27 protein-coding genes are annotated in these 26861 nt (G+C 35.4%); 15 read left to right on the top strand and 12 right to left on the bottom strand.

Annotated features, from left to right (window positions below; translation table 11 throughout):
• Positions 1-235: 235 nt before the first annotated feature.
• The 7 genes from FB551_RS04485 to FB551_RS04455 all read right to left on the bottom strand — a co-directional run bounded on the left by FB551_RS04485 (position 236) and on the right by FB551_RS04455 (position 6442).
• Positions 236-559 carry a hypothetical protein gene (locus tag FB551_RS04485; protein ID WP_142015459.1) on the bottom strand — a complete coding sequence of 108 codons (324 nt, stop codon included), beginning with the start codon at positions 557-559 and terminating at the stop codon, positions 236-238.
• A 10-nt stretch (positions 560-569) separates the two neighbouring features.
• Positions 570-800 (bottom strand): DUF6705 family protein, encoded by a 231-nt coding sequence (locus FB551_RS04480; RefSeq protein ID WP_142015457.1) that lies wholly within the window; start codon positions 798-800, stop codon positions 570-572.
• A 44-nt stretch (positions 801-844) separates the two neighbouring features.
• Positions 845-1408: a DUF6705 family protein gene (locus tag FB551_RS04475; protein WP_142015455.1), complete on the bottom strand. Its 564-nt coding sequence runs from the start codon at positions 1406-1408 to the stop codon at positions 845-847.
• Positions 1409-1420: 12 nt separating this feature from the next.
• Positions 1421-2752, bottom strand: coding sequence for a hypothetical protein (locus FB551_RS04470; protein ID WP_142015452.1), 1332 nt, complete (start codon positions 2750-2752; stop codon positions 1421-1423).
• Between the two features lie 238 nt (positions 2753-2990).
• Entirely contained in the window at positions 2991-4586 is a 1596-nt protein-coding gene (locus FB551_RS04465; RefSeq protein ID WP_047431231.1) for a dihydrolipoamide acetyltransferase family protein, read from the bottom strand.
• Between the two features lie 108 nt (positions 4587-4694).
• Positions 4695-5696 carry a pyruvate dehydrogenase (acetyl-transferring) E1 component subunit alpha gene (pdhA, locus tag FB551_RS04460; RefSeq protein WP_047431233.1) on the bottom strand — a complete coding sequence of 334 codons (1002 nt, stop codon included), beginning with the start codon at positions 5694-5696 and terminating at the stop codon, positions 4695-4697.
• A gap of 317 nt (positions 5697-6013) precedes the next feature.
• On the bottom strand, positions 6014-6442 hold the full coding sequence (locus FB551_RS04455) for an NIPSNAP family protein (protein WP_047431236.1): 429 nt from the start codon (positions 6440-6442) through the stop codon (positions 6014-6016).
• 202 nt (positions 6443-6644) lie between these two features.
• Here FB551_RS04455 and FB551_RS04450 point away from each other — a divergent pair, with 202 nt between their 5' ends.
• From FB551_RS04450 to FB551_RS04440, 3 genes are read left to right on the top strand one after another with little or no spacing between them, the layout of a single operon-like run.
• A complete protein-coding gene (locus FB551_RS04450) occupies positions 6645-7247 on the top strand; it encodes a phosphatase PAP2 family protein (protein WP_142015449.1) in 603 nt (200 codons plus the stop codon).
• 8 nt (positions 7248-7255) lie between these two features.
• The gene (locus tag FB551_RS04445) at positions 7256-7753 is read left to right on the top strand and encodes a BlaI/MecI/CopY family transcriptional regulator (RefSeq protein WP_047431243.1); all 498 of its coding nucleotides are present in this window, start codon (positions 7256-7258) and stop codon (positions 7751-7753) included.
• Positions 7754-7777: 24 nt separating this feature from the next.
• A complete protein-coding gene (locus FB551_RS04440; protein ID WP_142015447.1) occupies positions 7778-9562 on the top strand; it encodes a DUF4153 domain-containing protein in 1785 nt (594 codons plus the stop codon).
• A gap of 62 nt (positions 9563-9624) precedes the next feature.
• Here the strand turns inward: FB551_RS04440 and FB551_RS04435 are convergent, their stop codons facing one another.
• Both FB551_RS04435 and FB551_RS04430 read right to left on the bottom strand, forming a co-directional pair.
• Positions 9625-10377 carry a hypothetical protein gene (locus tag FB551_RS04435; protein WP_052186976.1) on the bottom strand — a complete coding sequence of 251 codons (753 nt, stop codon included), beginning with the start codon at positions 10375-10377 and terminating at the stop codon, positions 9625-9627.
• A gap of 137 nt (positions 10378-10514) precedes the next feature.
• Positions 10515-10865: an RNA recognition motif domain-containing protein gene (locus FB551_RS04430; RefSeq protein ID WP_034696719.1), complete on the bottom strand. Its 351-nt coding sequence runs from the start codon at positions 10863-10865 to the stop codon at positions 10515-10517.
• A gap of 367 nt (positions 10866-11232) precedes the next feature.
• Here FB551_RS04430 and FB551_RS04425 point away from each other — a divergent pair, with 367 nt between their 5' ends.
• The 10 genes from FB551_RS04425 (at position 11233) to FB551_RS04380 (ending at position 21702) form a co-directional block, all read left to right on the top strand.
• Complete coding sequence (locus FB551_RS04425; RefSeq protein ID WP_142015444.1) at positions 11233-11646, top strand: DUF6157 family protein; 414 nt, start codon at positions 11233-11235, stop codon at positions 11644-11646.
• Between the two features lie 95 nt (positions 11647-11741).
• Positions 11742-12137, top strand: coding sequence for an acyl-CoA thioesterase (locus FB551_RS04420; RefSeq protein ID WP_034696721.1), 396 nt, complete (start codon positions 11742-11744; stop codon positions 12135-12137).
• Positions 12134-12694, top strand: a complete 561-nt coding sequence (locus FB551_RS04415) for a helix-turn-helix domain-containing protein (protein WP_142015441.1) — start codon at positions 12134-12136, stop codon at positions 12692-12694. Before FB551_RS04420 ends, FB551_RS04415 begins: the two co-directional genes overlap by 4 nt.
• Positions 12695-12915: 221 nt before the next feature.
• The gene (locus FB551_RS04410; RefSeq protein ID WP_142015438.1) at positions 12916-15777 is read left to right on the top strand and encodes a heavy metal translocating P-type ATPase; all 2862 of its coding nucleotides are present in this window, start codon (positions 12916-12918) and stop codon (positions 15775-15777) included.
• A 4-nt stretch (positions 15778-15781) separates the two neighbouring features.
• The gene (locus FB551_RS04405; protein WP_142015436.1) at positions 15782-16510 is read left to right on the top strand and encodes a DUF72 domain-containing protein; all 729 of its coding nucleotides are present in this window, start codon (positions 15782-15784) and stop codon (positions 16508-16510) included.
• 296 nt (positions 16511-16806) lie between these two features.
• Positions 16807-17676 (top strand): polysaccharide deacetylase family protein, encoded by an 870-nt coding sequence (locus FB551_RS04400; protein WP_047431256.1) that lies wholly within the window; start codon positions 16807-16809, stop codon positions 17674-17676.
• A 74-nt stretch (positions 17677-17750) separates the two neighbouring features.
• On the top strand, positions 17751-18410 hold the full coding sequence (locus FB551_RS04395; RefSeq protein ID WP_142015433.1) for a YggS family pyridoxal phosphate-dependent enzyme: 660 nt from the start codon (positions 17751-17753) through the stop codon (positions 18408-18410).
• Between the two features lie 56 nt (positions 18411-18466).
• Entirely contained in the window at positions 18467-19651 is a 1185-nt protein-coding gene (locus FB551_RS04390) for a sigma-54-dependent transcriptional regulator (protein WP_047431258.1), read from the top strand.
• Between the two features lie 100 nt (positions 19652-19751).
• Complete coding sequence (locus FB551_RS04385; protein ID WP_047431260.1) at positions 19752-21113, top strand: MATE family efflux transporter; 1362 nt, start codon at positions 19752-19754, stop codon at positions 21111-21113.
• Positions 21114-21213: 100 nt separating this feature from the next.
• On the top strand, positions 21214-21702 hold the full coding sequence (locus tag FB551_RS04380) for a hypothetical protein (protein WP_142015431.1): 489 nt from the start codon (positions 21214-21216) through the stop codon (positions 21700-21702).
• A 121-nt stretch (positions 21703-21823) separates the two neighbouring features.
• Here FB551_RS04380 and FB551_RS04375 read toward each other — a convergent pair whose 3' ends face one another.
• Positions 21824-22327 carry a GNAT family N-acetyltransferase gene (locus FB551_RS04375; RefSeq protein WP_142015428.1) on the bottom strand — a complete coding sequence of 168 codons (504 nt, stop codon included), beginning with the start codon at positions 22325-22327 and terminating at the stop codon, positions 21824-21826.
• A gap of 328 nt (positions 22328-22655) precedes the next feature.
• On the bottom strand, positions 22656-23219 hold the full coding sequence (locus FB551_RS04370; protein ID WP_142015424.1) for a Crp/Fnr family transcriptional regulator: 564 nt from the start codon (positions 23217-23219) through the stop codon (positions 22656-22658).
• A 77-nt stretch (positions 23220-23296) separates the two neighbouring features.
• Here FB551_RS04370 and FB551_RS04365 point away from each other — a divergent pair, with 77 nt between their 5' ends.
• Positions 23297-23986 (top strand): HAD family hydrolase, encoded by a 690-nt coding sequence (locus FB551_RS04365; RefSeq protein WP_142015423.1) that lies wholly within the window; start codon positions 23297-23299, stop codon positions 23984-23986.
• 158 nt (positions 23987-24144) lie between these two features.
• Here FB551_RS04365 and FB551_RS04360 read toward each other — a convergent pair whose 3' ends face one another.
• Positions 24145-26547, bottom strand: a complete 2403-nt coding sequence (locus tag FB551_RS04360) for an alpha/beta hydrolase family protein (RefSeq protein WP_142015420.1) — start codon at positions 26545-26547, stop codon at positions 24145-24147.
• A gap of 118 nt (positions 26548-26665) precedes the next feature.
• Between FB551_RS04360 and FB551_RS23690 the strand changes: the two genes are divergently transcribed.
• Positions 26666-26815 carry a bacteriocin-like protein gene (locus FB551_RS23690; RefSeq protein ID WP_310019254.1) on the top strand — a complete coding sequence of 50 codons (150 nt, stop codon included), beginning with the start codon at positions 26666-26668 and terminating at the stop codon, positions 26813-26815.
• The last annotated feature ends 46 nt before the right edge of the window (positions 26816-26861 follow it).

The following is a 26861-nucleotide window of genomic DNA, read 5'->3' as shown; positions in this document are numbered from 1 at the left end:
TTATATTTTATTTTAGATTTATTAGAATTAGATTTCTCTGATTCATTTATACAGTTCTTTTCTATTATTTTTTTAATTACTACAGTCTTATTTTTTATAAAAACATTTTTTAATAGAGTTTTTTTCTAAACCATTCTAAACCTATAAGGTTTTTGAAACCTTATAGGTTTGGCATTTATCATCATTTTCATTTACCCACAAAAACAAAAAAGTCTCCCGGTTTGGGAGGTTTATATTATTGCTTTGTTAATACAATATCCTTCGGAAAATTAATAGGGAAATCTCCATACTGATCTACATAAGCATTATGCTGACAGTTAGGATCTATTATACTTGGAAGATATTCGAAATGTAATGTCATTTGATTTCCAGTAAAATTTGTAATATCCAAAGTTGCAGTTTTTCTACACATATTTTTAGGATAGAAATATAGTCGTTTTATATTTCCATTTTTTAAATTAAATCCAATTCCATCAAATTCAGGATGTGCATAATCAAAGTTCAAAATTCGATCTATTTCAATATTTCCACTAGAATTAATTACCTTTCTTTCTCCCAAAATCATATCTTTATATATAATTCGAATTATCTCCTAATTTATATTTATTTTTTCTTAAATCTAAATACAAGGTTTTCCCATTCCATATCCCTTTCCACATACCAACATATTTATCCAGTTCACCATCTAGGTCTTTGTAGTAAGCTCCATTTGGGACATCTTCTTTATAGTTTAAAGGATAAATTTGTGCATTACATGAGATTGTAATAAATACCAGTAATATTGATAATCTGTGTTTCATAATCTGTGTTTGGAAAGAAAACCTCTGGAATTGGAGGCTTTATATCATTGCTTTGTTAATACAATATCCTTCGGAAAATTAATAGGGAAATCTCCATACTGATCTACATAGGCGTTATGCTGACAGTTAGGATCTATAATACTTGGAAGATATTCGAAATGTAATGTCATTTGATTTCCTGTAAAATTTGTGATATCCAAAGTTGCAGTTTTTCTACACATGTTTCTAGGAGAGAAATATAATCGTTTTATATTTCCGTTTTTTAAATTAAACCCAATTCCCCAAAACTCTGTTCCCTCACTTCCGAAATTAGAAATTCTATCAATTTCTACAGTTCCGTTTGAAGCTATAATTTTTCGTTCTCCCAATATCCTATCCTTGTAATATGGATGAGTTCCATCACTGTAATCCTTAATTTTTTTTAACTCTAAGTACACTGTCTTTCCATTCCATGTTCCTTTCCATAAACCAACATATTTATCAAGTTCACCATCTAAGTCTTTGTAGTAAGCTCCATTTGGGACATCTTCTTTATAGTTTAAAGGATAAATTTGTGCATTACATGAGATTGTAATAAATATCAGTAATATTAATAATACTTGTTTCATAATTATAATTTTTTAATTCGGACAATCAGCTTCCTGACGTGTTCCATTTACTAAAGTTAATGATGAATTTCCACTAGTTGTGGTTTTATAAAGTTTTAATCCATCCATATTCATTTTATCACTCATAAATTTAAGGAACTCTGTTTCTAACTTTTCCATATTATAAGTTGCATCTCCACTTACATTTCCTATAGTAACTGCTTTATTTAGATTTTCTATGTAATCCTTATTCAATTTATCTAATTCTTGAATTGTATAATTAGGTAAAGGGGTTGTAGATGTTCCATCAAAATTAAAAGAATAATTTCCATTACTTGTTACCAGAGTAAATGTAAGATTATTTAATGGTATCTTAGGTGTATTCGTAGGTATTGCGTTCCAGTTCTGTGCCCAAACAATCCATTGGTTAAAGAAGATGATATCACCTGGTGAAAACATTGGATACAATCCGTCATAATGTGAATGCATTAGTGTTATTGTATTTGAAAACGCCTTAAGATCCACTTGTTGTGTTCCAGGTTTATTTTGTAGTATTTGGTTTTGTAAAGTGCCATTAGAATTAGTTCCTATTCTATAACCACTTTCATAGTTATCACTTGTTTTTCCTTCCAGAGAAGTTATGTTATTTTTAAATATAAGATTAGAGGTTTGTGTTTTCAATTTTGAACAAGGATCTTCTGTTTCCGGCGGATCCGGATACTCATAGCCAACACCTCCACCTCCGTCATCCATTCCTATAGGATCAAATGTCTTGGGGGTTGTGCCGGGAGTCCATTTACAAACTGTTTCTGAAGTTGTATATGGAGTACAATTAGGTTCATTGTTGGTACATCCAATGGTAATCCATCTTGTACTACACACAAAAGTTGATGTATTTCTTGATGAGACTCCGGTTTGAGGTTCTGTTTTCTCTCCAGAATCGGTGATATTGGAAAAGATGACAGCATGGAAAAAATCGGCCATTCTTTTGTCATCTTTTTCAAAGAAATAGACTTTATTTCCTTCCCTTACGGCTTCCATAAGGAGAACTACTCTGTTATTTTTTACTACAGGAACAAGCAGATATTTTTCTCCGAACTGGCCGAAGGTCATAGCATAATCCCAGTACAGTTCACCATATCTGCTTTTTACATGTTCAGCATTGGCTACTTTCATAAATACCTGCTGTACTTTATGGATGTATACTTCGTCTTCCTTCCAGAAGCTTTTTGAAGCAAATCTGGTAGAAGAACGATAAAAGCTTTCTTGAGCAGGGTCTCCTGCTGAGAATTCTTCGTTCCGGCAACACCATAAGGTGGACAGAATAGTAAATAGAAAGAATAATCGAAAAATAGTTTTTTTCATAGACATTTGGTTTTTATTGTGTTAAATATAATTATTTTTCAAACATGAGAGAAATAAATTATTATTCAAAATCTTCTTTTGCATAATTCTACCCCAGTATGAAGAAAGAATAGCGGAATTAAAATCACAAGTAAAGGAACTTAATGGAGAAATAAAGATCCTGAAAAAGTAATTTTTCAAATATTAAAAACAAAAAACCTCCCAATTTGGGAGGTTTCACTATTTTCAATTCAGAAAATTACAGTAACAATGTTAATGGACTTTCTAAATATGTTCTTAATGTCTGCAGGAACTGAGCACCAGTAGCACCGTCTACTACTCTGTGGTCACATGCCAATGAAAGCTTCATGGTGTTTCCAACTACAATCTGACCATCTTTAACGATTGGTTTCTCGATAATTGCTCCTACTGAAAGGATAGCAGAGTTTGGTTGATTAATGATACTTGTAAACGTTTCGATTCCGAACATTCCTAAGTTTGAAATAGAGAATGTAGATCCTTCCATTTCGTTAGCCTTAAGACCTTTGCTCTTAGCTCTTGAAGCCATATCTTTTACGGATGCAGAAATCTGAGTATACGTCATCTGATCTGTATTTTTCAATACAGGAACTACCAATCCGTCTGGGATAGCTACTGCTACACCAATGTTGATATTTCCTCTGTGAATGATCTTATCCCCTGCCCAGCTCGAATTTACCTGAGGGTGTTTTCTTAAAGCAATTGCAGTCGCCTTAATAATCATATCATTGAAAGAGATTTTAGTATCAGGTAAAGAATTGATTTCTTTTCTTGCTTCAATTGCCTTATCCATATTAATCTCAACCATCAGATAGTAATGAGGTGCGGAGAATTTACTTTCAGAAAGACGTTTTGCAATGATATTTCTTACCTGTGAATTTGGAGTTTCTGTATCTTCACCTTGTACAAAGCTTACTGCAACAGGAGCAGCACTTGCCGCAGGAGCTGAAGCAGCCGGTTTTGCAGCTGGCTGATAATTTTCAATATCTTTTTTAACGATTCTTCCGTTTTCACCAGATCCCTGAACACTGTTGATATCAACTCCTTTATCCTGAGCCATTTTCTTAGCCAGTGGAGAGATTGCAACTCTGTCAGAAGATGAAGTCTGAGCAGCCGGAGCAGCTTTTTCTTCTGTTTTGGCCTCTGCTTTTGGTTCAGCTGGTTTTTCAGTGGACTGACCCGCTGCTTTTGGAGCACCTACAGCAGAAACATCTGTTCCTGCAGGGCCAATGATTGCCAATACGGAATCAACCGGAGCAGCACCTCCTTCTTCTACACCCTGCTTCAATAATACTCCATTGAATTCAGATTCGAAATCCTGTACTGCTTTATCTGTTTCGATCTCAGCAAGAAGATCTCCTTCTTTTACTGTATCACCTACATTTTTGTGCCATTTAGCGACCTTACCTTCTGTCATTGTATCAGAAAGTCTTGGCATTGTAATAATTTCTACTCCTGCGGGAACTTCTGCAGCAGCAGGTTCAGCAGTTTCTGCTTTAGGCTGTTCTTCTGACTTTTTCTCTTCAGAACCTGCATTGGGAGCGGCAGCTCCGCCTGTCAATCCTGAAATATCTTCTCCTTCATTCCCGATGATAGCTAAAACAGAGTCTACAGCAGCAGCAGCACCTTCTTCTACACCTACGTATAAAAGGGTCCCTTCTATTTCAGATTCGAAATCCTGAACTGCTTTATCAGTTTCAATTTCAGCTAAAATATCTCCTTCTTTTACTTTATCTCCTACTTTTTTATGCCATTTTGCCACCTTACCTTCCGTCATCGTGTCGGACAGGCGGGGCATCGTAATTACTTCTGCCATAATTTATTTTAATTTGAAAATTTAGCAATCTGAAAATTTGAAAATTAAAAAAGGACATCATCTATCACATTTTCAAATTCTCAAATTGTCAAATTAACTCATTATCTTTTAGTTTTCTAATTTGTCTAGGAATGGATAATCTTCCTGAGCATATACATACTCATAGATTTTTTCTGTATCCGGGTACGGAGAGTTTTCCATAAATTCGATACACTCTTCAACAAAGTCTCTGGACTTGTTATCCATCACTTCCAATTCTGCTTCTGTAGCCCATCCGTTTTCTAAAATTCTATGTTTTATCAATTCGATTGGGTCGTCATTTTTATGAAGAGCAACTTCTTCTTTAGATCTGTATGGCTCAGCATCAGACATAGAGTGTCCTCTGTAACGGTAAGTTCTTGCTTCAATGAAAGTAGGTCCGTCTCCTCTTCTTGCTCTTTCAATAGCTTCGTAAGCAGCTTCTGCCACTTTTTCAGGATCCATTGCATCAACAGCAAGGCAAGGCATTTCGTATCCTAATCCTAATTTATAGATATCTTCGTGGTTGGCCGTTCTTTTTACAGAAGTTCCCATTGCATATTGGTTGTTTTCTACAACAAATACTACAGGAAGTTTCCAGTTCATTGCCATGTTGAAGGTTTCATGTAAAGAACCTTGTCTTGCAGCACCATCACCAAAGAAACAGATGTTTACTGCTTTTCTGTCGAAATATTTATCTGCAAAAGCAATACCTGCACCTAATGGAATTTGTCCTCCAACGATACCATGTCCTCCGTAAAAACGGTGTTCTTTACTGAAAATGTGCATAGATCCACCCATACCTCCGGATGTTCCTGTAGCTTTACCACAAAGTTCTGCCATGATTCTTTTAGGATCTACTCCCATCGCCATTGGATGGATGTGACATCTGTAAGCAGTAATCATACTATCCTTTGTAAGATCCATTGCATGTGTAAAACCGGCAGGGATAGCTTCCTGACCGTTATACAAATGTAAAAATCCTCTGATCTTTTGTTTTAGGTAAAGAGAACGGCATTTGTCTTCAAACCTTCTCCACATTGTCATATCTTCATACCACTTCAGGTATACCTCTTTAGAAAATTCTTTCATGTGTTAGCTCTTGCTTTTTTATGATGAAATAGTTGAGCAAAATTATGAAAAAAACTTTGTTTTTATTCTATACATACATAACTTTTCGATTTTTCTGCAAAATCTATTTGCGGGCTGTATGGATTATTCTTAATTTCCGACCCCTTGGAAGAATGACAAAGCTGCGTTTTATCCTTTATATTCTTCCTGTCAAATCCATGAAATCACCCTACCCATAATGCTTTTCTGAAAAAATATATGATTCTGAGATATTGAAATTCATTACATTTTGTTCTTCTATTTCATTCCTCTTTAATTATTGTTAATATACCTTTTGGTTATTTCAACAGCTTCTTTTCCGGGGAAAAATCTGTAAGTTTGAGGGTTCTGTCTTCAATTTCATTAACGAAATTCCCATATTGCTTTGCGGTTTTGGCTTTAATTTCCTTCCATTCCTTATCGGCCATAAATCTTTCCCAGGATTTTTTCATAGTAGCTTCATCTTTCCACTCAAGCAGATAAACAAATTCTGTTTTATCTTTAGATTCCGATTCCCAGATCGCCACAATGGTAAATCCATATTTCTTCATTATTCTGAGCGCATGATCCCGGAAACGATCCAGAAAAACCAGCTTATTCTCTTTGGGAATTTCATAGATTCTTAATTGATGGATAGGTGGTAGCATAGAAATATTTTCAGTGGAAACCTTTTGACCAAAAGCCAAAGAGCCTGATAATATCAATAAGAATGTGAATAGATGCTTCATTATAATGATGATTAAAACTGATCAATTAAAACTAAGCATTTCCCGCAAAATTTAATATGCATGTGTATAAGAAAAAATATTTAATCCCCTCAAAAAAACACCTGACAACCCACCCGCTTACCCATTGAATCAACGATTCCTTCTCGTGGTTTTCATTTGATGTTTGAGGTTATAATAGTATATTTGATTTTTAAATTTGATTATGGAAGAAAAACAATCTTCATTACTGCACAAAATTTCAAAAGTCATTTCTGATTTTTTTAATCCATTGGTCTCTCTGATCCTATTTTTTGTCTATATGAGTATCAGGGAATATTCTCTTAAAGATTCTATCTTATATTTTCTTCCTGTATTATTAATGATCATCATTCCGGTTGTGATATGGCTGGTATGGAATGTAAAGACGGGAAGATATACCAATATGGATGTTTCCAACCGTGTTCAAAGGAAAACCTTATACATATTTATTGCAGTCTGTGTGATCGCGTATCTTCTTTTTAATTACATCAGAAACGGATATATTGATCTTGTCATGCTGTTTATTCTGGTACTTCTTTTCGCTCTTCAGATCAGCAATCTTTTTATCAAAAGCTCGATGCATACGGCGTTCAATGTATTTGTGGCAGCACTTTTTTTCTCGTTTGACTGGAAAATGGGTCTTGGGTGGCTGGGCATCGCTATTTTGGTTGGAATCACCCGTATTATTTTAAAAAGGCACACCATAAAAGAAGTATTTATGGGGGCTGGAATAGCATTTCTGGTATCTTTTATCTATCTTTATTGCAATATTCAATTTCAACATTAGAATACTCTATGAAAATAAATCATCTTACTGCCGCAGAAGAAAACTTTATGAAGCTGTTTTGGAAAATGGAATCTTTCTATCTGAAGGACGTTATGGAGCAGCATCCGGAACCGAAACCACACCAGAACACGGTTTCTACTTATTTGAAAATATTAGTTGAAAAGGGCTATCTATCTACTGTAAAAGAAGGAAGAATCTTCAAATACAGCGTGCTTGTTCCTTTAGATGGGTATAAAAAATTCCTGTTAAAAGAGCTTTCGCACAACTTTTTTAATAATTCAGGGAAGGAAATCCTGGAGCTCCTGTTAAGTGAAAAATTAATCTCCCAGGAAGATATGAAAGGTTATTTTGATCTTAAAATCGAAATAAAGCCAGCCAAAATCGAAGAACCTAAGTTTGAATTTGCTGAAGAAATTTTAAGTCCGAAAAAAGAGAAAAAAACAAAGGGAAAGGATAAGGAGAAAGAAAAAGACAAGGACAAAAAGAAAAAAAAGAAAAAAGATTAATCTAAATCCCAAAAACACCAAATCATGAAAACAAAATTCCAGGAAACTCTAAGCCGGGCCAATGAAGTCATTTTCCGATATCCTATGGTTTTGGCAATGGCTTTATTAGCTGCTATTGGTGCCATATGTATTGTGGAAACAGAGCGCAGTGAAATTACTTCTTATATTAAATTCACTATTTGTTCATGTCTCGGAATTTCTCTGATGTTTGCATTAAAAATGCTGTCACAGAGAATCGGGAAAGAATTACTCCTACACGTATCCGGTATAATTTTCCTTATAGGTTTTTATTGTGTCCTGCCTGATAAAAAAAACAGCTTTACGGAAGTGTATGCTTATATCATTGCTGTTACTGCTCTACTCTCTCACTTACTGGTATCATTTGTTCCTTTCCTGGAGAAAGACAGGGAGCTCAGATTCTGGCAGTACAACAAAAATCTTTTTATCAATATTTTTCTCACTGCCGTATTTACAGGAGTTTTGACAGGTGGTGTGGAATTAGCCATCTTAGCGGTTGATAAACTTTTTGACTTTAACTTCCATGACAGGATTTACAGAGATACATTCTTTGTCCTTGCTATTTTGGGGAGCAGTTTTATTTTCCTTTTATTTAATGATAAAGGCTTAAATAACCTTGAAAAAGATGGAACTTATCCCGTTGTTCTGAAGTTTTTTACTCAGTTTATATTAATTCCGTTACTCCTTATCTATGTAACGATTCTTTATTTCTATTCTGTTAAAATATTAATCAATTGGCAGCTTCCAAGAGGCTGGGTCTCTTACCTTGTTTTAGCTTATAGCATTGTGGGTATTCTTGCACTGCTTCTGGTTCATCCGCTGAAAGAAGAAAACGCAAAATCCTGGGTCAGGATATTTTCAAAAGCATTCTATTATACAATTGCTCCTTTGATTATTTTGCTTTTCACCGCTATTTTTACCAGAATTTTAGCGTATGGCTATACAGAACCAAGGTATTTCGTTCTCCTGCTCGCTCTATGGCTGTTAAGCATTGTTGTATATTTTATTTTCAGCAAAAAAGCTACGATAAAGTTCATTCCGGTCAGCTTATTTTTATTTGGAGCTTTTGCCTTAATTTTCCCTTACCTTAATGCATTCAGTGTGGCTAAGAGAAGTCAGAAAACAGAATTGATGAATATTTTAAACCAGCATCAGCTAATGAGTGCAGGCAAGATTAATTTTCAGAAAAAAGTTACTGATACTGTCCGTAATGAAATTGCTGATAAATTTGAATTTCTGGCTGAAAGAAAGCAAGGTGAATTTCTATCAGCTCTGCTGAACGAAAAAGATCAGACTGAATTAGCTGATAATATTGAAAAAGGCACCTTTTACAGTATCAATTATAGCATTCAGAATAAGTTTGCAAACGTGGATGTGACGGTAAAAAACAGAGCATATGAAATGAACAGACTCGCTCTTGTTCGTGAAGAACAGGCGGTAGAACTGGGGAATTATCAGTATTTAATTTCTTTCCATCGGTATAGCAGAGAGTCTCAAAAAGTGAATAATGACCAGTTTGAACTGACAGACGATCTGACAGAAAAATCCTCATTAAAACTAAGTTTAAATTCTCAGGAAAAAATAGATTTCGGGCCACAGATTATTAAATTATTTGAGGAAAATAAAAACAAAACCGGAAACGTAAAAGTTCCTGAAATTGCTATGGAATCAGATTTGGGCAAATACCATGTTAAGCTTATTTTCAGTGAAATCACAAGGGAGAAATACTCAGAAAATGACACGCCGAGTATTTATTACGAAAATGTTTACATCCTTATCAGATTAAAATAAGCATTTAAATAAAAAGAGACTACCTTGTGGATAGTCTCTTTTAGTTTTATCTAAATAGGTTGTTATCTATTAGTTCCTGAACTCCATAATGGAGTATAATCGCTATAGACAACTAAGTTTCCGTCATTTTGTACAGAAAGTTTGTTGGCTCCTCTGCGGGAAGTATTTGAGCTCCAAACTGCTTTATTATAAGAATCATAAACAACCAGATTTCCATCTGACTGGAATTCAGCTCTGCTTCCTTTATTATCTGTTCCGGATGCCCAGATAGAATCTCCGTTATCGTAGGATAAAACAAGATTTCCGTCATTTTGGAATGTCAGATAATAGCTGCCATTAGGAGAGAACACTTTTGTTCCTTTACGGAATTTGTACCCTGTACTTATATTTCCATTCCCACGGCCAAAACCATTGTCTCTTCCACTATTTTTCAAATCGCTTTTTGAAGCCCATAGCGGATTGTTACCGTTATAAATAACAAGATTCCCATCATCCTGAATGGTTAATCTTTCAGCTCTTCTACCATTAGTGTTAGAACTAAAAGCTACTCCATTTCCGGGAGTATACACTACTAAGTTCCCGTCATCCTGAAAAACAGCTCTTACTCCTTTGTTATTTGTTCCTGTATCCCACATGGCAACTCCGGCTCTGTTATATAAAACCAGATTACCATCATTTTGAAAAGTTAAATAGTATCGGTTGTTACTTGCCCAGTATTTTCTGTTTTGCTCAATGTTCTGACCGGTATAAATGTTTTGTGCATTGATTAATAATCCACCAAACACCATCATTAGTGCTAATAAATGTTTTTTCATTATAATTATTTTTGATTGATTGATAATTTCTAAAATTATGCCAAAACATCATCCTATTCCAACCCAGTTTATAATTAAATGATTTACTGGAAATTAAATTCCATAAAAAAAGCGGCTTAAAAGCCGCTTCATATTTTTTACCAACGATTTCCGCCTCCGCCACGGTTGTTACCATAGCCTCCGCCTCTATTGTTGTTGTTACCATAACCTCCACCTCTGTTGTTATCGAAGCTTCTTCTTGGCTTCTCTTCTCTTGGCTTAGCTTCAGATACGTTTAGAGTTTTTCCGTTGAATTCTTTTTGGTTAAGAGCTTCAATAGCTTGCTTTCCTTCTTCATCACCCATTTCTACAAAACCGAAACCTCTGGAACGACCAGTTTCTCTGTCTGTAACGATTTTAGCTGATGATACATCCCCAAATTCTGCGAATAGATCGTGCAACTCATACTCTTTAGTTGCGTAATTGATGTTTGAAACAAAAATGTTCATTTTAAATAAATTAAAAAATTAATAAAAATTTGGTATATAAAAGAAAAACAACATAAATTAATGAACAAATATTGATTCCAAATATAAACGTATGCAAGATACAATTAAAAATTTCAAATCAAAGCTTTTTTTAAATATTTCTCACATTATGTTGAATCTCAATATAAAAAAAGCACGCAAAACAACTGTAACAGAATGAATACCAATCAATTAAACAAAATCATATTTTATTATAAAATTAGTTAAAGATTGAAAACAAATGCCAACGCTTATTCCTCAAAATCAAGTTAATATGGCACACGACATTCTGTTTATCAACTTCATTACCAACTTATTTTTCATAAAATTTTAAATCCTGAAACAAAATATGAAAACATACACCACAAATTATACCAATACATTCATTGAAATTGCTGAAGACTGTCCGGCTTTCCAGGCACAGATTCCTCCTGAAAAGAAAGAAAAAACACTTGCCAATCTCCAATATGAGAAACTTATAAAAAGTCCTTATCAATATTCATCCGATGACATTATTTTTGAATGCTATGCTATTAAAAATGATATTTCAGAAAACGAAAAAGAGAATGAAAGGCAAAAATTCTTTTCGAAGGGTCAACCCTGCCTCCGATGTTCTCCTCTAGCAAAGAAATATGGATTTGGATTCCATCATAACAAGGAAGGAAAAGTTGCTCTGGTTGCCATAGAAAGTGAACAATATCAGACATTGCTGAATGATTCTTCAATCGCAAAAACCAAAGCCATGCGTTCCAAAAGAAAATGATTGAGAAAATGAATGATTCTTTTCAGATCAATAAATACTATTCTTTTGAAAAGATCAGCTTTTAACACTAAATTTGTACTGCAAATTATTAAAAGATGAACTACCATACCAGAAAATGGGTAAAACCCGAAGACTTAAACCCCAATCATTCACTTTTCGGAGGAAGACTCCTTCAATGGATAGATGAAGAAGCGGCTCTTTATGCTATCATTCAGTTGGAAAATACCAAAGTAGTAACAAAATTTATTTCTGAAATCAACTTTGTCAGCTCAGCCAAGCAAGGAGATATTATAGAAATAGGAATTGAAGCTACTCATTTCGGATCTTCTTCTATTACTTTAAGATGTGATGTAAGAAACAAAATGACCCATCAAACCATTATTACGGTAGAAAGAATTGTAATGGTAAATCTTAACGAAGAAGGCAATCCTGCTCCTCACGGCAAAACCCAGATAGAATTCGTAAAAGACAGGTTAAATAACAGCCTATGAAGATCTTTATAAAAAATATGGTCTGCAACAGATGTATTGCGGCAGTAGAAAATATTTTCCGCAATGCAGAGGTAGAGACAACGAATGTCTTATTGGGGGAAGTGGAAACAGAAGCTGAAGTATCTTCTGAAAAAATGCAGATTATAGAAAAAGAGCTGCTTGATACAGGCTTTGAAAGGATTATGGATTCAGCTCATCAGACAGTAGAAAAAATTAAAAACCTGATCATTATCAAAATAAGCGATCTTGATATCCCGGAAGACTTCCTGCTTTCCGAATTTTTAAGTTCGAAACTTCACAAAGATTACAGCGCTCTTTCCAAGACATTTTCTCAAAACGAAAATATTACATTGGAGCAATTCTTCATTCTTCAGAAAATTGAAAAAGTCAAAGAGCTCCTTTTATATAATGAATTCAATCTTACTGAAATTGCAGGAAAACTAGGTTATAAAAGTGTACAACACCTTTCTTCCCAGTTCCGGAATATAACAGGATTCACGCCTACTGAATTCAAAAAACTCAAAGAACACCATCGCAAAGCGCTTGACAATCTATAAATTTGAGTATTTGAGCGTTTAGAGGTAAAGGAGTTAAATATTCCTATTTCAATTACAAACTCTCAAACGCTCACACCCTACAACTCTCAAACCCTCTTACTCTTATACTCTCCCACTCACTAACACCTTCACCCTCCAACTTAATTTTATAACTATTATCCTTAAATTTATAACAACCTTAGTTTTCCATTTTGGAAATTTGTACTATAAATTTAAGAATCATGGAACAACAGTATAAAATACTCGGAATGACCTGTTCCGGCTGCCAGAAAAAAATTTCAAATCAACTGAACAGTGTTGACGGTGTTAAAGCCGATGTCAATCTGGAAACCCATACCGCAACCATCACTTCGGATCATGAAGTGAAACTTTCAATATTAAATGACGCACTGGCAGAAATAGGAAAATACAGACTTGAAGATCCAAATCATCCTGAAACAGCCTTTGTAAAACCTCAGGACCGCGTATCTCCGTCTTCAGTATACTATTGTCCAATGGAATGTGAAGGAGATAAAGTATATTTCAAACAAGGTGAAAGATGTCCTGTCTGCAAAATGTATCTGGTTCCTATTGAAGAAAAGCTGGCTAAAGATCCTAATCACAAACCAACCTACTCATCATCCAACCTTCCTGAAAGCTTTAAAAATAGTATCGGGAAGCATTATTGTCCGATGTTTTGTGAAGGCGACAAAGTATATGATGAGAAAGGCAGTTGCCCTGTCTGTCATATGGATTTAGAACCAATCACGGAAGAACTTGCCCAAAAAGCAAATTTACACCAGCATCACTCTCATTCTCACAGCCATCATGATCACCATCACAGCCATAGTCATGAAACGCCTAAAGTAACTGATGAAATGGCAGGCAGATATTATTGCCCGATGTATTGTGAAGGCGATAAAACCTACGATTCCAATGTGGGATGTCCGGTTTGCGGAATGGATCTTGTAAAATACCCTGAAAAGAAAACCGCAAAATATACCTGCCCTATGCACCCGGAAATCATTCGTGATGAACCGGGAGACTGTCCGATCTGCGGAATGGATCTCGTAAGAATGCCCGACAGCGCTGATGATGATGAAGATGAAACCTATACTATATTAAAAAGAAAATTCATTACTTCACTGGTGTTTACTATTCCGGTTTTCATCCTTTCAATGGGAGGAATGTTGATCAACTTCCCTTTCTCTCATCAGATTCAGGGATTTATTGAACTTGCTTTAACACTTCCGGTGATGTTTTATTCAGGCTGGTTTCTGTTGAAAAGAGGATGGGTTTCCTTCAAAACATGGAATCTCAATATGTTCAGCCTTATTGCACTGGGAGTGGCTGCGGCCTTTATTTTCAGTATTGTAGCATTAATTTTCCCGGACATTATTCCGCATGAAATTCGTGGTCACAACCATGAAATCCCATTGTATTTTGAGGCGGTCTGTGTGATTTTAACTCTTGTCATTTTAGGTCAGCTGATGGAAGCTGCGGCTCATAAAAAAACAGGAAATGCCATTAAAGAATTAATGAACCTTTCACCGGATGAAGCCAATCTTATGATAAATGGCGAAGAAAAGAAAGTCCTGCTTTCTCAGGTGAAAATAGGCGACTTATTAAAAGTAAAACCAGGCGAAAAAATTCCTGTGGACGGAAAAATTACCGAGGGAAATTCTATCGTAGATGAAAGTATGATTACCGGAGAACCTGTTCCTGTTGAAAAAAATGTAGATGATAAAGTATCTTCCGGAACCATCAACGGTAATCAGGTATTCATTATGAAAGCGGAAAAAGTAGGTGACGAAACCCTTCTTTCCCAAATCATTAAAATGGTTAATGAAGCCAGCCGAAGCAAAGCTCCCATCCAGAAACTTACAGATAAGGTTTCAAAAGTATTTGTTCCTGTAGTCATTCTTATTGCAGTCCTTACTTTCATCCTGTGGCAGTTTTTCGGTCCGGAAGGAAAAAGAACCTTATTTGCATTTGTAAATGCTGTAGCAGTTTTAATTGTAGCTTGTCCTTGTGCTCTTGGGCTGGCAACTCCAATGTCTTTAATGGTAGGAATAGGGAAAGGTGCCAAAAACGGAATCCTTATCAAAAATGCCGAAGCTCTTGAACAGATGAATAAAGTAAATGTTCTGATTACAGATAAAACAGGAACTTTAACAGAAGGGAAACCTTCAGTAGAGCATATTGAAACAATAAACGGAGATCAGCATCAGATTTTAAAACTGGCTTTTTCTCTGAATCAAAATTCTGAACATCCGCTTTCCAATGCTGTCATAAAAAGAGCAAAAGAAGAAAATCTGACGGCGGAAAAAGTAGATCAGTTTGAAAATATATCCGGAAAAGGAGTGAAAGGAAATATCAATGGCAAGACAGCTTATCTGGGAAATGAAAGTCTATTGACCTCACATCAGATTGTGATTCCTGAGAACTTAAAACAGAAAGCAGTAGAAGTTCAGTCGAAAGCCCATACGATTTCGTATATCGCACAGGATCAGCAGGTGCTGGGATTCGTAAGCTTTACAGATAAAATCAAAGAAAGCTCTAAAAAAGCGGTAAAACAACTGATGAGCGAAGGGATAGATGTCATCATGATGACCGGGGATAACGAGCATACAGCCAAAGCCGTAGCTGATGAGTTAGGAATCAAACATTTCAAAGCCAATTGTCTTCCTGAAGATAAACTGAACGAAGTAAAAAAACTACAGCAGCAAGGCAAGATCGTTGCTATGACTGGAGACGGAATCAATGACTCTCCTGCCCTTGCACAATCTGATGTTGGAATTGCCATGGGAACAGGAACGGATGTTGCCATTGAAAGTGCTGAGATCACCTTATTAAAAGGAGATATCTTAGGGGTAGCCAAAGCTAAATTACTTAGTGAAAAGCTTCTCAAAAACATTAAAGAGAATTTGTTCTTCGCATTCATCTATAATGTTCTGGGAGTTCCGGTTGCGGCAGGATTATTGTATCCATTTTTCGGAGTTCTGTTATCACCAATGATTGCGGCTGCAGCAATGAGCTTCAGTTCCCTGTCTGTGATACTGAATTCACTAAGATTAAACTCTGTAGATCTGGATATAAAATAACAACATGACAAAAGAAAATCTTTACATAGGGTGCTCGGGATTTTACAATAACGACTGGAAAGGGTCTTTATATCCTGAAAATGCCCAAAGTAAAGATTTTCTTTCTTTATACTCAAAAACATTCAATGCGGTAGAAATCAATTCTACTTTTTATAGAAAACCGACCTCAAAAACATTATTGAAGTGGCATGATGAAACACCTGATGATTTCAGATTCTTCATTAAAATTCCAAAATCCATCACGCATCAAAACAGGCTTGAAAATTCCAGAGACGAGATTGCTCTATTCTGCAATCATATTCAAAACGGCCTGAAGGATAAACTTTCCGGATTTCTATATCAGCTTCCTCCTTCCTTTACCAATACAACAGAGAATATAGAACGGATCATCAACAATATTGATCATGGATTTCTGAACGTCATTGAATTCCGTCACAGTTCATGGTGGCAAAAAGAAATATTTGAGTTTTTAAAAAAGCACAATATTGTTTTCTCAGGTGTAAGTTTTCCCGGCAATCTTCCCGAAGACCTTATTATTAACCATGCGGAAATACTCTATTACAGACTTCATGGGAAGCCCGTTCTTTATAAATCAGAGTATAGCAAAGATTTTATGGAGTCACTGGCTGAAAAGATTAAAGATAGTAAGCAAACCTCATTTATCTTCTTCAATAATACCTGGGGAACTGCAGCTATTAAAAATTCTCTGTATTTAAAAAGCATTTTAAAATAACGATTTTATAAAAGTTTCATACTTTTTGTTAAAATAAAATAATTCCCCATTCCATGAGGAATATCAAAACACCAATATATATAGAAGAAAACTATTAGTTTCGCATTTATAAATGTTAAATAATAAAGAAAAACAAATCATAAATTTACTATCCATCAATCAATGAAAATCTGTCTTATAATAAAGTTCTTAAAATAAACTTAAAAAGAAAAAACACTGCACAGCTTGGCATATAATTTGTTAATTTTCACTTGTTATTTTTAACGATTTTTAACAATTTAAATTCCATTATCTTTATGAAAAAAATTTTTGCGGGAAAGTCAAAAAATATGACTTTTCTTGGGATGGTTGCATTGATGAGTGCAACTTCGGCTTTATTGAACAGCTGCAATTTCAAAAATGAAGTGAATAATGACCCCGTCGTCAGTTCACAGGAACATCCTTCCGCAGAAATAATCCCCAATCATATGGATGATGAAAACGTAGACCCGGATAAAAGAGTGATCTACCTTACTTTTGATGACGGCCCTAATCAGGGAACAGAAAACCTTTTAAAAATCCTGGACAAAAGAAATGTTTGTGCAACTGCCTTTCTGGTGGGTAAACATGCTTATGGAAGTAAAAAACAAAAAGATGACCTGCTCCTGCTTAAGCAAAATCCTCTTGTAGAACTGGCCAATCACAGTTTTTCTCATGCTCACAATAAATACACAGATTTTTATAAGAATGCACAAGCTGTAGTTCATGATTTTGATATCGCCAAAGACAGCCTGAAGCTTACCGATAAAATAGCAAGAACTCCCGGAAGAAATATCTGGAGACTCAACAATATTAATGTAACAGATATCAAAAGTTCCACTGTAGCAGCAGATGGCCTTAAAAAAGCCGGCTACAAAGTAATTGGCTGGGATCTTGAATGGAGACCTTCTCAGAAAATGACTCTAAAAGGAAGTCATGAAGCCATGATCAAGAAAGTAGACAGTATTTTCTTAAACGATCTTGAAAAAACTTCGAGACACCTGGTATTCCTTACCCACGACCAGTATCTGAGAGATGCAGACTCTATCAATGAACTGGATATGTTTATTGAAAAACTGCAGAAGAGCAACAAATTTGTGTTCAGAAAAATCTCTCAGTATCCAAAGATCAATGAGGTTCTGAATTAATTTTACCATAAAAGTGTCATGTAAAATGTATTCATAACTGGCAACTGTCGGGGAATTTTCGGAAATTTGCATCTATGAGTATTAAAGAAAATTATAAAACTATAAAAGACCAGCTGCCATCCAATGTTCAGCTGGTTGCTGTTTCAAAAACACATCCGGCTTCTGCAATAGAGGAAGTATATGATCTCGGGCAAAAGGTTTTTGGAGAAAATAAAGTACAGGAACTGATGGAAAAAGCCCCTCTTCTTCCTCAGGATATCCAATGGCATCTGATTGGTCACTTACAGACCAACAAAGTGAAGTACATTGCTTCTTTTATAGATACCATACAAAGTGTGGATTCAGAAAAATTATTAACAGAGATCAATAAAGAAGCAGGAAAGAATAACAGAATCATTAAAGTTCTTCTGCAGGTAAAAATTGCAGCTGAAGAAAGCAAGTTCGGGCTTGAAATTTCCGAAGCAAAAGATCTTTTCCAACAATCTATTGAAGGTAAGTTTCCGCATGTTGAAATTACCGGCCTGATGGGAATGGCAACATTCACCGATGATGAGCAGCAGGTTAGAAATGAATTTTTAACACTGAAGAAGCTTTTTGATGAATTAAATCAATCAAAAACATTAAATACTTTATCAATGGGAATGAGTGATGATTTCCCGATAGCAATCGAGTGTGGGGCTAACTCTGTGAGGGTTGGATCTGCCATTTTTGGAAGAAGAGACTACTCAAAATAGAATATTTAGGTACAGTTTTTGCTAATAATTGAAACAAAAAATTTAAATTTGCAACTATGCAAAAAATCCTTATAGTAGAAGACGAAAAAGCAATCTCGGGGGTACTTCACAGTATTCTTTCGGATGAACTAACCGATTATGAATTTGTTATTGCCGAAGACGGCCTTGAAGGTTACAAACAGGTAGAAAAAGAAGATTTCGCATTGGTGATTTCTGATATCAAAATGCCTAAGCTTTCAGGAACAGAGCTTTTGAAACAAAGTCTTGCATTAAAACCAGAAACTACTTTTATCATGATCTCAGGACACGCAGATATTGATTCCGCTGTTTCCTGTTTGAAAGAGGGCGCATATGATTTTATCTCCAAGCCAATTGATATCAACAGATTGATTACAAGTGTGAAAAATGCATTGGTGAAAGAGACCCTGAAGAAAGAAAACAAAAATCTCCAGACTGAAAATAAAACCTTAAAGAGAAAAGTAAGTAAAAAATACCAGATGATTGGTACCTCTCCTGCTCTTCAAAAGATTCAGGATATGATTGAAAAGGTAGCTGCTTCCGACGCCAGAGTTCTGATTACAGGGCCGAACGGTGCAGGAAAAGAGCTGGTAGCTCATGCTATCCATAATCAGAGTGACCGTGCAAGAGGTCCTATGATAGAGGTAAACTGTGCTGCTATTCCGTCTGAACTTATTGAGTCTGAACTTTTCGGACACGTAAAAGGATCTTTTACAGGTGCTATTAAAGATAAGCAGGGAAAATTTGAGCAGGCCAATGGTGGTACTATCTTCCTTGATGAGATTGGAGATATGAGCCTTATTGCTCAGGCTAAAGTATTGAGGGCACTACAGGAAAGTAAGGTTTCTCCTGTGGGAAGTGATAAAGAAATTAAAGTTGATGTGAGAGTAATTGCAGCAACCAATAAAAACATGCAGAAAGAAATTGAGGAAGGAAAATTCAGAGAAGACCTTTATCACAGACTTTCTGTTATTGAAATCTATGTTCCGCCGTTGGATGAAAGAAAAGAAGATATCAAATTATTGGTTGAGCACTTTTCAGGAATGATTGCTGATGAGCATGGTACTTCTACGAAAAAGTTTGATGATAAAGCTATTGATGCTTTAAAAGCACTTTCATGGACTGGAAATATCAGAGAATTAAGGAATGTTGTCGAGAGGTTGATTATTCTTGGTGGAAACACAGTTTCTGAAGGTGACGTTGCAAGTTTTGTAAGGAAATAATAGCCTATTATTTACTATATTATAAAAATTTGCAGTGTTACCACTGCAAATTTTTTTTTGACCCAATTTGAATTATAAACTATATGAATCTTAAAATATTATGAACTTTTTAAACAAAAACTATACAAAAGAATGCCTGACTTTGGCTCTGCCTGTGATGCTTACCCAGGTGGGGCAGGTTTCGGTAAACTTATTCGATAATATTATTGTCGGAAAACTATTGGGTGCTGATGCGTTGGCATCCGTTTCATTAGGGAATGCGGTGTTTTTCTCCATATTTGTATTAGCACTGGGCTTTTCATTTGCCATCCCGCCATTGGTTTCGGAAGCACATTCAAGAGAGGATCATGCGACAATTAACTCTGTTTTCAGCCATGGGTTTATCATCAACATGTCTGTTGGGGTAATTCTGATGGTCATTCTCCTTTTGGGGATGCCGCTACTCTATCACTCCGGGCAGCCGGCCAAGATTATTCCTGATACGGTAGGTTTCTTAAGTATCATGGTAGTCAGCATGATCCCATTTATGGCATTTCAGACCCTTCGTGAAGTTTCTGAAGGTTTGTCCTATACCATTGGAGTTACCAAAGCAACTATTATTGCCAATATCATCAATATTGCCTTAAACTATGTCTTTATCAAAGGACTTTGGGGAATTCCCGCGATGGGAGTACAGGGCTCTGCTTTGGCAACGTTGATTTCCAGAATTTTCATGGTGGTTTTCCTTTATTTTGTCTTGGTGAAAGAAGAAAAAACAAGACGTTATATCAAAGATTTCTCTTTAAAAATCAAGGATTTCTCCAAACAAATGTTTGATAAAATGGTGAAACTGGGATTGCCTACAGCTTTACAGATGTTCTTTGAAGTAACCGCTTTTGCAGGAGCTGCATTTATCTGCGGATTGATTTCTGCACATGATATTGCATCCCACCAGATCGCCTTAAGTATGGCTTCTTTCACCTTTAACTTATGTGTTGGGTTTAGTGTTGCTTCTACGGTAATGATCGGTAGAAAAGTGGGTGAACAGAATTTTGTGGAACTTAGAAAGGTAGGAATCAACAATCTGAAGATAGCCTTTATTTTCATGTGCATCTGTGGATTGGTATTTATTTTAGGAAGAAATATACTCCCTACTTTCTTCACGAAAAAAGAAGAAGTGGAAGTGATTATGCTGGCTTCAAAACTCATGATTATTGCAGCACTCTTCCAGCTTTCTGACGGAATTCAAGTAACCGCATTAGGAATGCTTAGAGGATTACAGGATGTGAAAATTCCATCTATTTACACCTTCATTGCCTATTGGGTCATTACGATTCCTTTAGGATATTTCTTCTGTGTTACTTTGGAGATGGGTGCATTCGGAATGTGGATCGCACTTGGACTGGGATTAACGGTCTCCGCTGTTTTCCTGGTGAAACGATTCCTGAATATGTCTGCGAAAAGAATTAAGCAGAATTCATAAAAAATAAAAATCAAAAATATTAACGCAGAGCTCAACAACTCTGCGTTTTTTATTTAACTTTATTATTCTAGTTTAGTAATTATGAAAATATAAGTCAACTATGGATTTAACTAAAGAATACCTTCGAAACGATGCTCTGAATTATGATTTTAGCTTCGGAAGATTAGAAACTATTATTAAGGGGCTCAAGGAAGCTATACACTATTTAAGGGGTAGTGAACTTAGTATCGACTGGTGGGGAACTATGGATGAAAAATATGAACATGAATCCATATATAATCTTGCAATTCTTTCTTTTGAACATTATTTAAAAGCAGTAATAACAGACTATAAACTAGTTAATGAAGAAGATAGCACACAACTTTACTATTCCGATCCAGATATTTCCTTAATTTTTGTTCTGGCAAAATACATAAAAAATGATCTGGAATCACCCCAAAAAGCTTTAAGTTATTATAATTTAAATATTCATGATTACCCCGTGTACAATGGTATTATTGCCCTAGACCCTAAAAAAGACTTAGATGAAATTTTAAATCAAATAAAAAAATGGAGAAATAAAATTATTACTATGTATTATGAGGAATAAAAAAAGCTGTTTCAATATTTGAGACAGCCTTTTTTATATTCATTAATTTACAACAGAACTATTCATATTTTCTAAACACAAATTAAATTCACAAAAAGACACAAGATGATTTCTGTTCAATTTAATCTATCCTCTTCCCTAAGATCTTCAAACTTCTTTCAACACCATCCAGAATCGCTACATTAGGAAGACTTCCCCAATCTTCAAATCCAAAGTGTCTGAACAGTTTTAAACTTGGTTCATTATGAAGGAAAATAAGTGCTACAAGGTTTTTTACTCCAAACTTTCCAGCGTTATCAATGCAATACTGAAGAATAGTTTTTCCATACCCTTTTCCTCTGGAGGTTTCGTCCAGATAAATGCTCACTTCTACCGTACCATTATAGGCTGCTCTTTCATGGAATGAACTGAAACTTACCCAGCCAACGGTTTGCTCCTTGTCATCTTCAACTATCCAAAGAGGTCTTGTCTGAGGATTGTGTTCTTCAAACCACGTCAGTTTGCTTTCTACAGAAACTTCTTCCATATCTGCAGTGACCATTCTTGAAGCAATGGTTGAGTTATATATGGCTACGATTTTATTTAAATCAGCCAACTCAGCATTTCTGAACTTTAATTTTTCCATGAATATTGGATTCAACTTATTCTCACGCAAAAATACTAAATTTTAAAAAATACCCCCGTAAAAACATGTATAATTTATTATATTTTTATATTTAAAGCAACACACCCCTAAAAACACTATTATTTTTTTTACAACACGCAAAGACGGAATAAAATTGAAATCTGGAATATTTTTAAGACGCAAGGATTTTATCTCCGATAAAATTGAATTCTAATGATTTTCTTGCTCGCAGATTATACAAACTTTACAGATTGTTATGGAAAAATCTGCGCAATCTCCTCAATCTGCGAGAAAACTACCCGTGATTTCATTGGCATATTTAACAAAATTATTTCAAATCTTTTAAAATTCTATTTAGACTTCTCACCGCAATTCCTAGATACGCTGCCATATCATCTTTGGAAATCTGAATATTCTGTTTAGACTGCATTTGCAGCAATTGTTTTAAAGTATGTTCTACTGTATAGAGTTGTTGATAGGATGCCCTGCTGGATGTATTAATAATCCGTTCTGCAAAAGATTCTAAAAGAAGATTGTTCAGTACAAGATCATTTTTAATCAAAGATTTAAAAGAAGAAATCTTTACGGCGTATACTATAACTTCCGTGAGCGCTTCAATACTGCATAAACAATTTATATTCTTAATAAGTTCTACCTCTCCTATTACTTCACCACTTCCAAGAAATTCTACAATGTATTCTTTTCCGTTCTCTTCAACAAAATAACATTTGACAATACCTTCTTTAATCAGCATAACATGAGAAAGCTGATGATCCTGTATTAATACTTTATCTCCTGCAGAAAAAGCTTTTAGTGTGATATCATCACTATCATTCTGCTTTTCATACAGCTCATCGAGATAGTTTAAAAATGTATGATTTGTTCTTAACATATTTCACCCGGGACAAATGTCCTTTTGTTATTGAGTTTTTATATTGAATTTTGCGGAAAGAAAATTACAAAACAAAAATGAATAATCATATTACTACCATTGCTTTTGATGCAGATGACACACTTTGGATCAATGAACCCTATTTCCAAGAGGCAGAGAAAGAATTCTGTATGCTTCTTGAAGATTATCTTCCCCAGCATTCGGTGTCACAGGAATTGTTTACAACAGAAATGCAGAATCTCCATCTGTACGGCTATGGAGTAAAAGGATTTATGCTGTGTATGATTGAGACCATCAGTAGAGTATCTAATAATACCGCTTCATTGGAATTAGTAAACAAAACCATTCAACTGGGTCAGGAGCTTCTTCAGAAACCTATTGAACTGCTGGCTGGAGTCATGGAAACTCTTGAGAGTTTAAAGGGAAAATACAGGCTGGTTGTTGCAACAAAAGGGGATCTTCTCGATCAGGAACGTAAACTGAAAAATTCGGGATTACAGGATTATTTTCATCACATTGAGATTATGAGTGATAAAAAAGAACATGATTACAAAAAGCTTTTAAAACATCTGGACTGCCAACCTGAAAATTTTCTGATGCTTGGAAATTCTATCAAATCTGATGTATTACCTGTATTAGAAATTGGGGGATTTGCAGCTCATATTCCTTATCACGTAACCTGGAGTCATGAGCAGCATGATGTAAACCTGGAGCATCCGAATTTTATGGAACTTAAAAGTGTTGATGAAATCTTAAAACATCTTTAATAATGTAAACCAAAGGTTTATTAAGCTGATAAGATTATGAAGAAGAGCTTCGCTTTAAGTATTTGTATCTTAAAGCTTTTAATAAACATCTTTACTTCCTTATTATATTTTTAAATCAAAAAAAGAGACTGTTTCCTATAAACAGTCTCTTTCTTTATTTATTTCTTCAGGCACTTTTCAAGGAACTGATCCTGTTCCCATAAAACGTGTAAGATATTTTCTTTGGCCTGGTAACTGTGGGCTTCTTTTGGAAGAAGAACCATCTTCACCGGAGCACCCAGGTTTTTCAGTGCCTGGAAGTATCTTTCAGTCTGCAATGTAAATGTTCCCGGGTTGTTATCTGCATCCCCATGAATCAGAAGAAGTGGTGTTTTCATTTTGTCTGCATGCATGAACGGAGACATTGTATTGTAGATTTCCGGAACATCCCAATAGTTTCTCTGCTCACTCTGGAATCCGAATGGTGTCAATGTTCTGTTATAAGCTCCACTTCTTGCAATTCCACAGGCAAAAAGGTTAGAATGCGTCAGAAGGTTTGCCGTCATAAATGCACCGTAAGAATGCCCTCCTACAGCCACTTTCTTCCTGTCAATATATCCTAAATGATCTACCGCATCAATGGCAGCAGCTGCATTGGCTACCAACTGAGGGATAAAGGTATCATTAGGTTCTGTTTTTCCTTCCCCGACAATTGGGAAAGCTGCATTATCTAAAACAGCATATCCTTTTGCCGTCCAGTACACAAAAGATCCATACGTAGGGAACGTAAAATCATTATCATTTTGAGTACTCTGTCCTGCAGTATCCTTATCTTTATACTCTCTTGGATAAGCCCAGATTAATAAAGGTAATTTTTCTTTCTTTGCCTTTCTATCATAATTTGCAGGTAAATAAAGGGTTCCCGTTAGGGTAACACCATCATTTCTCTTATAAGTAATCACTTCTTTATAAACGTCTTTGATACTTTCAAAAGGGTTTGCAAAGTTGGTTACTGCTTCTGCTTTATTGGATTTAATATTCTTTTTAAAATAATTCGGATACTGGCTTGGCGACTGCTGCGTTGTCAGGATTTCTCCTCTTGAAGGGTTTAAAATATCTACAATCCCTTCTTTAGCATTTTTCAGATCAGAGGTATAAAGTCTTTTCTTTTTCAAAGATTTAATATCCATTTCGTCGATAAATGGATGCTGTCCATCTTTGGTAAATCCATCACCAATAAGGTAGGCTTTTCCACCCTTCATATCGACTACAGATTTTCCGTATTGGTTTTTCGTTGTATTAAAATGTCCGGGATCACTGTAAACATCCTGGTAATTTCTGTCATCGAAAACTTTAGATTCTCCGTTGTTAAGATCCAACAGGTAAGATTTTGTATTTCTTGTATCATACCAGCCTTCAGAAACAATAGCATAGTGATCATTAGTCCACACCACGTCCTTATATCTCTGCTTTGTTTTGAAGAAAGATTTCGGAGCCGCTGTAAACGGAGCTTCCCAGGTAAATACCTCGTCTCTGTACTCTGCTGTTTTAGACTGATCTCCTCCATCCAAAGCTTCCGCATAAGTAAGGGTAGCCGGAGCATCGCTTCTCCATGTCATTTCTCTTTTTCCGGTTCTTACAGAGGAGAAACCTTTTGGCATGATTTCATTCAAAGGAACATCATTTACCGTTTTCACAGTATTTCCATTCATATCATACACCATCGTTGTAGATGGAAATCTGCTGAGTGGTACAATATAGGAGAATGGCTTTTTAATAATTGTGGCCAACAGGTACTTTCCGTCCGGAGATAAACTTAAGCCGGCATACATATCCTGGTCTTTCAGTTTCTTAAGATTTCCTGTAAGATTTACATTATAAATTTCAGAAGCAGTAAGGGTCTCAAAGTTTTTTTCATCCTGAGGATTCTTCAAAAGGTCCTGATAAGTTCTGTTCTGGGAAACCTTACCATCTGCTGTTGAAACAATCGGGCCTGTCGGAAGGTCTTCGTCTGCATTTATAAGAGCTGCTCTGTTTTGTGGAAGAGTTCTGATCAGGAAGCTTTGAGAATCGTTATTCCATAGATACGGCATTCCTAAATTGGCATTGAGATTATCAGCTGTAATTTTTTGGGCTGAAGCTGTTTCCATATCCACTACCCAGAGTTCTACCCCTTTAGCGGTTGTATTGGTAAAGGCCAGTTTCTTTTCATCCGGTGAAAACGAAATGTAGGCAATTTTTGAATGGGAAGGTAAATTTTTTACCTGAATCTCATTTTTATCATGGAGCTTTCTGATCTTCAGATTGTTGGAGTAGATCATGCTGCTTGAAATATTAGTAACCGGATTGATTCTAAGTCCACCAAGCTTCATTTCATTCTGACTGAGGTCTTCCAATGTTTTATATGTAGGCCGATACGTAAACACTACCCAGTCTTTTTTGCTGTTCATCAGAACACTTGGAGGTCTTTCATAATCTGCAAGTTTTAAAATCTCCGCAGAAGGTTTCTGATAGTTAATATTTTCCTGTGCATCATAAAAATTGAGAAATGCCAATAGGCAAATAGTCAGTTTTATCTTCATTATAAATTCATTTTCTACGAATGTAGTGAATTTTAAAAGAATTTTAACACTTAAAATAAGACTCCTTTTAGTGTCATATTTGTTTTTTTATTACATTAGTCTTACAAATTAAAATAATATGAAAAATTTAAAAAAATTATCAAAAGGACATTTAAAAATGATTAACGGAGGAAGCGCTCCATTATGTGATTCAGGCTTTATGGCTTGCAGAGTAAGGGACGAAAACGGAGCCCTGATCTGGGAATGCTTGCCTAACTGCAATTATTAACAACGAAAAAGGCACTTCATTTCCTGAAGTGCCTTTTCTATTTTAT

It is taken from the genome of Chryseobacterium aquifrigidense (genome assembly GCF_006716485.1).
Lineage (GTDB): Bacteria > Bacteroidota > Bacteroidia > Flavobacteriales > Weeksellaceae > Chryseobacterium > Chryseobacterium vietnamense.
This window is presented reverse-complemented; position numbering and strand designations above follow the sequence as displayed.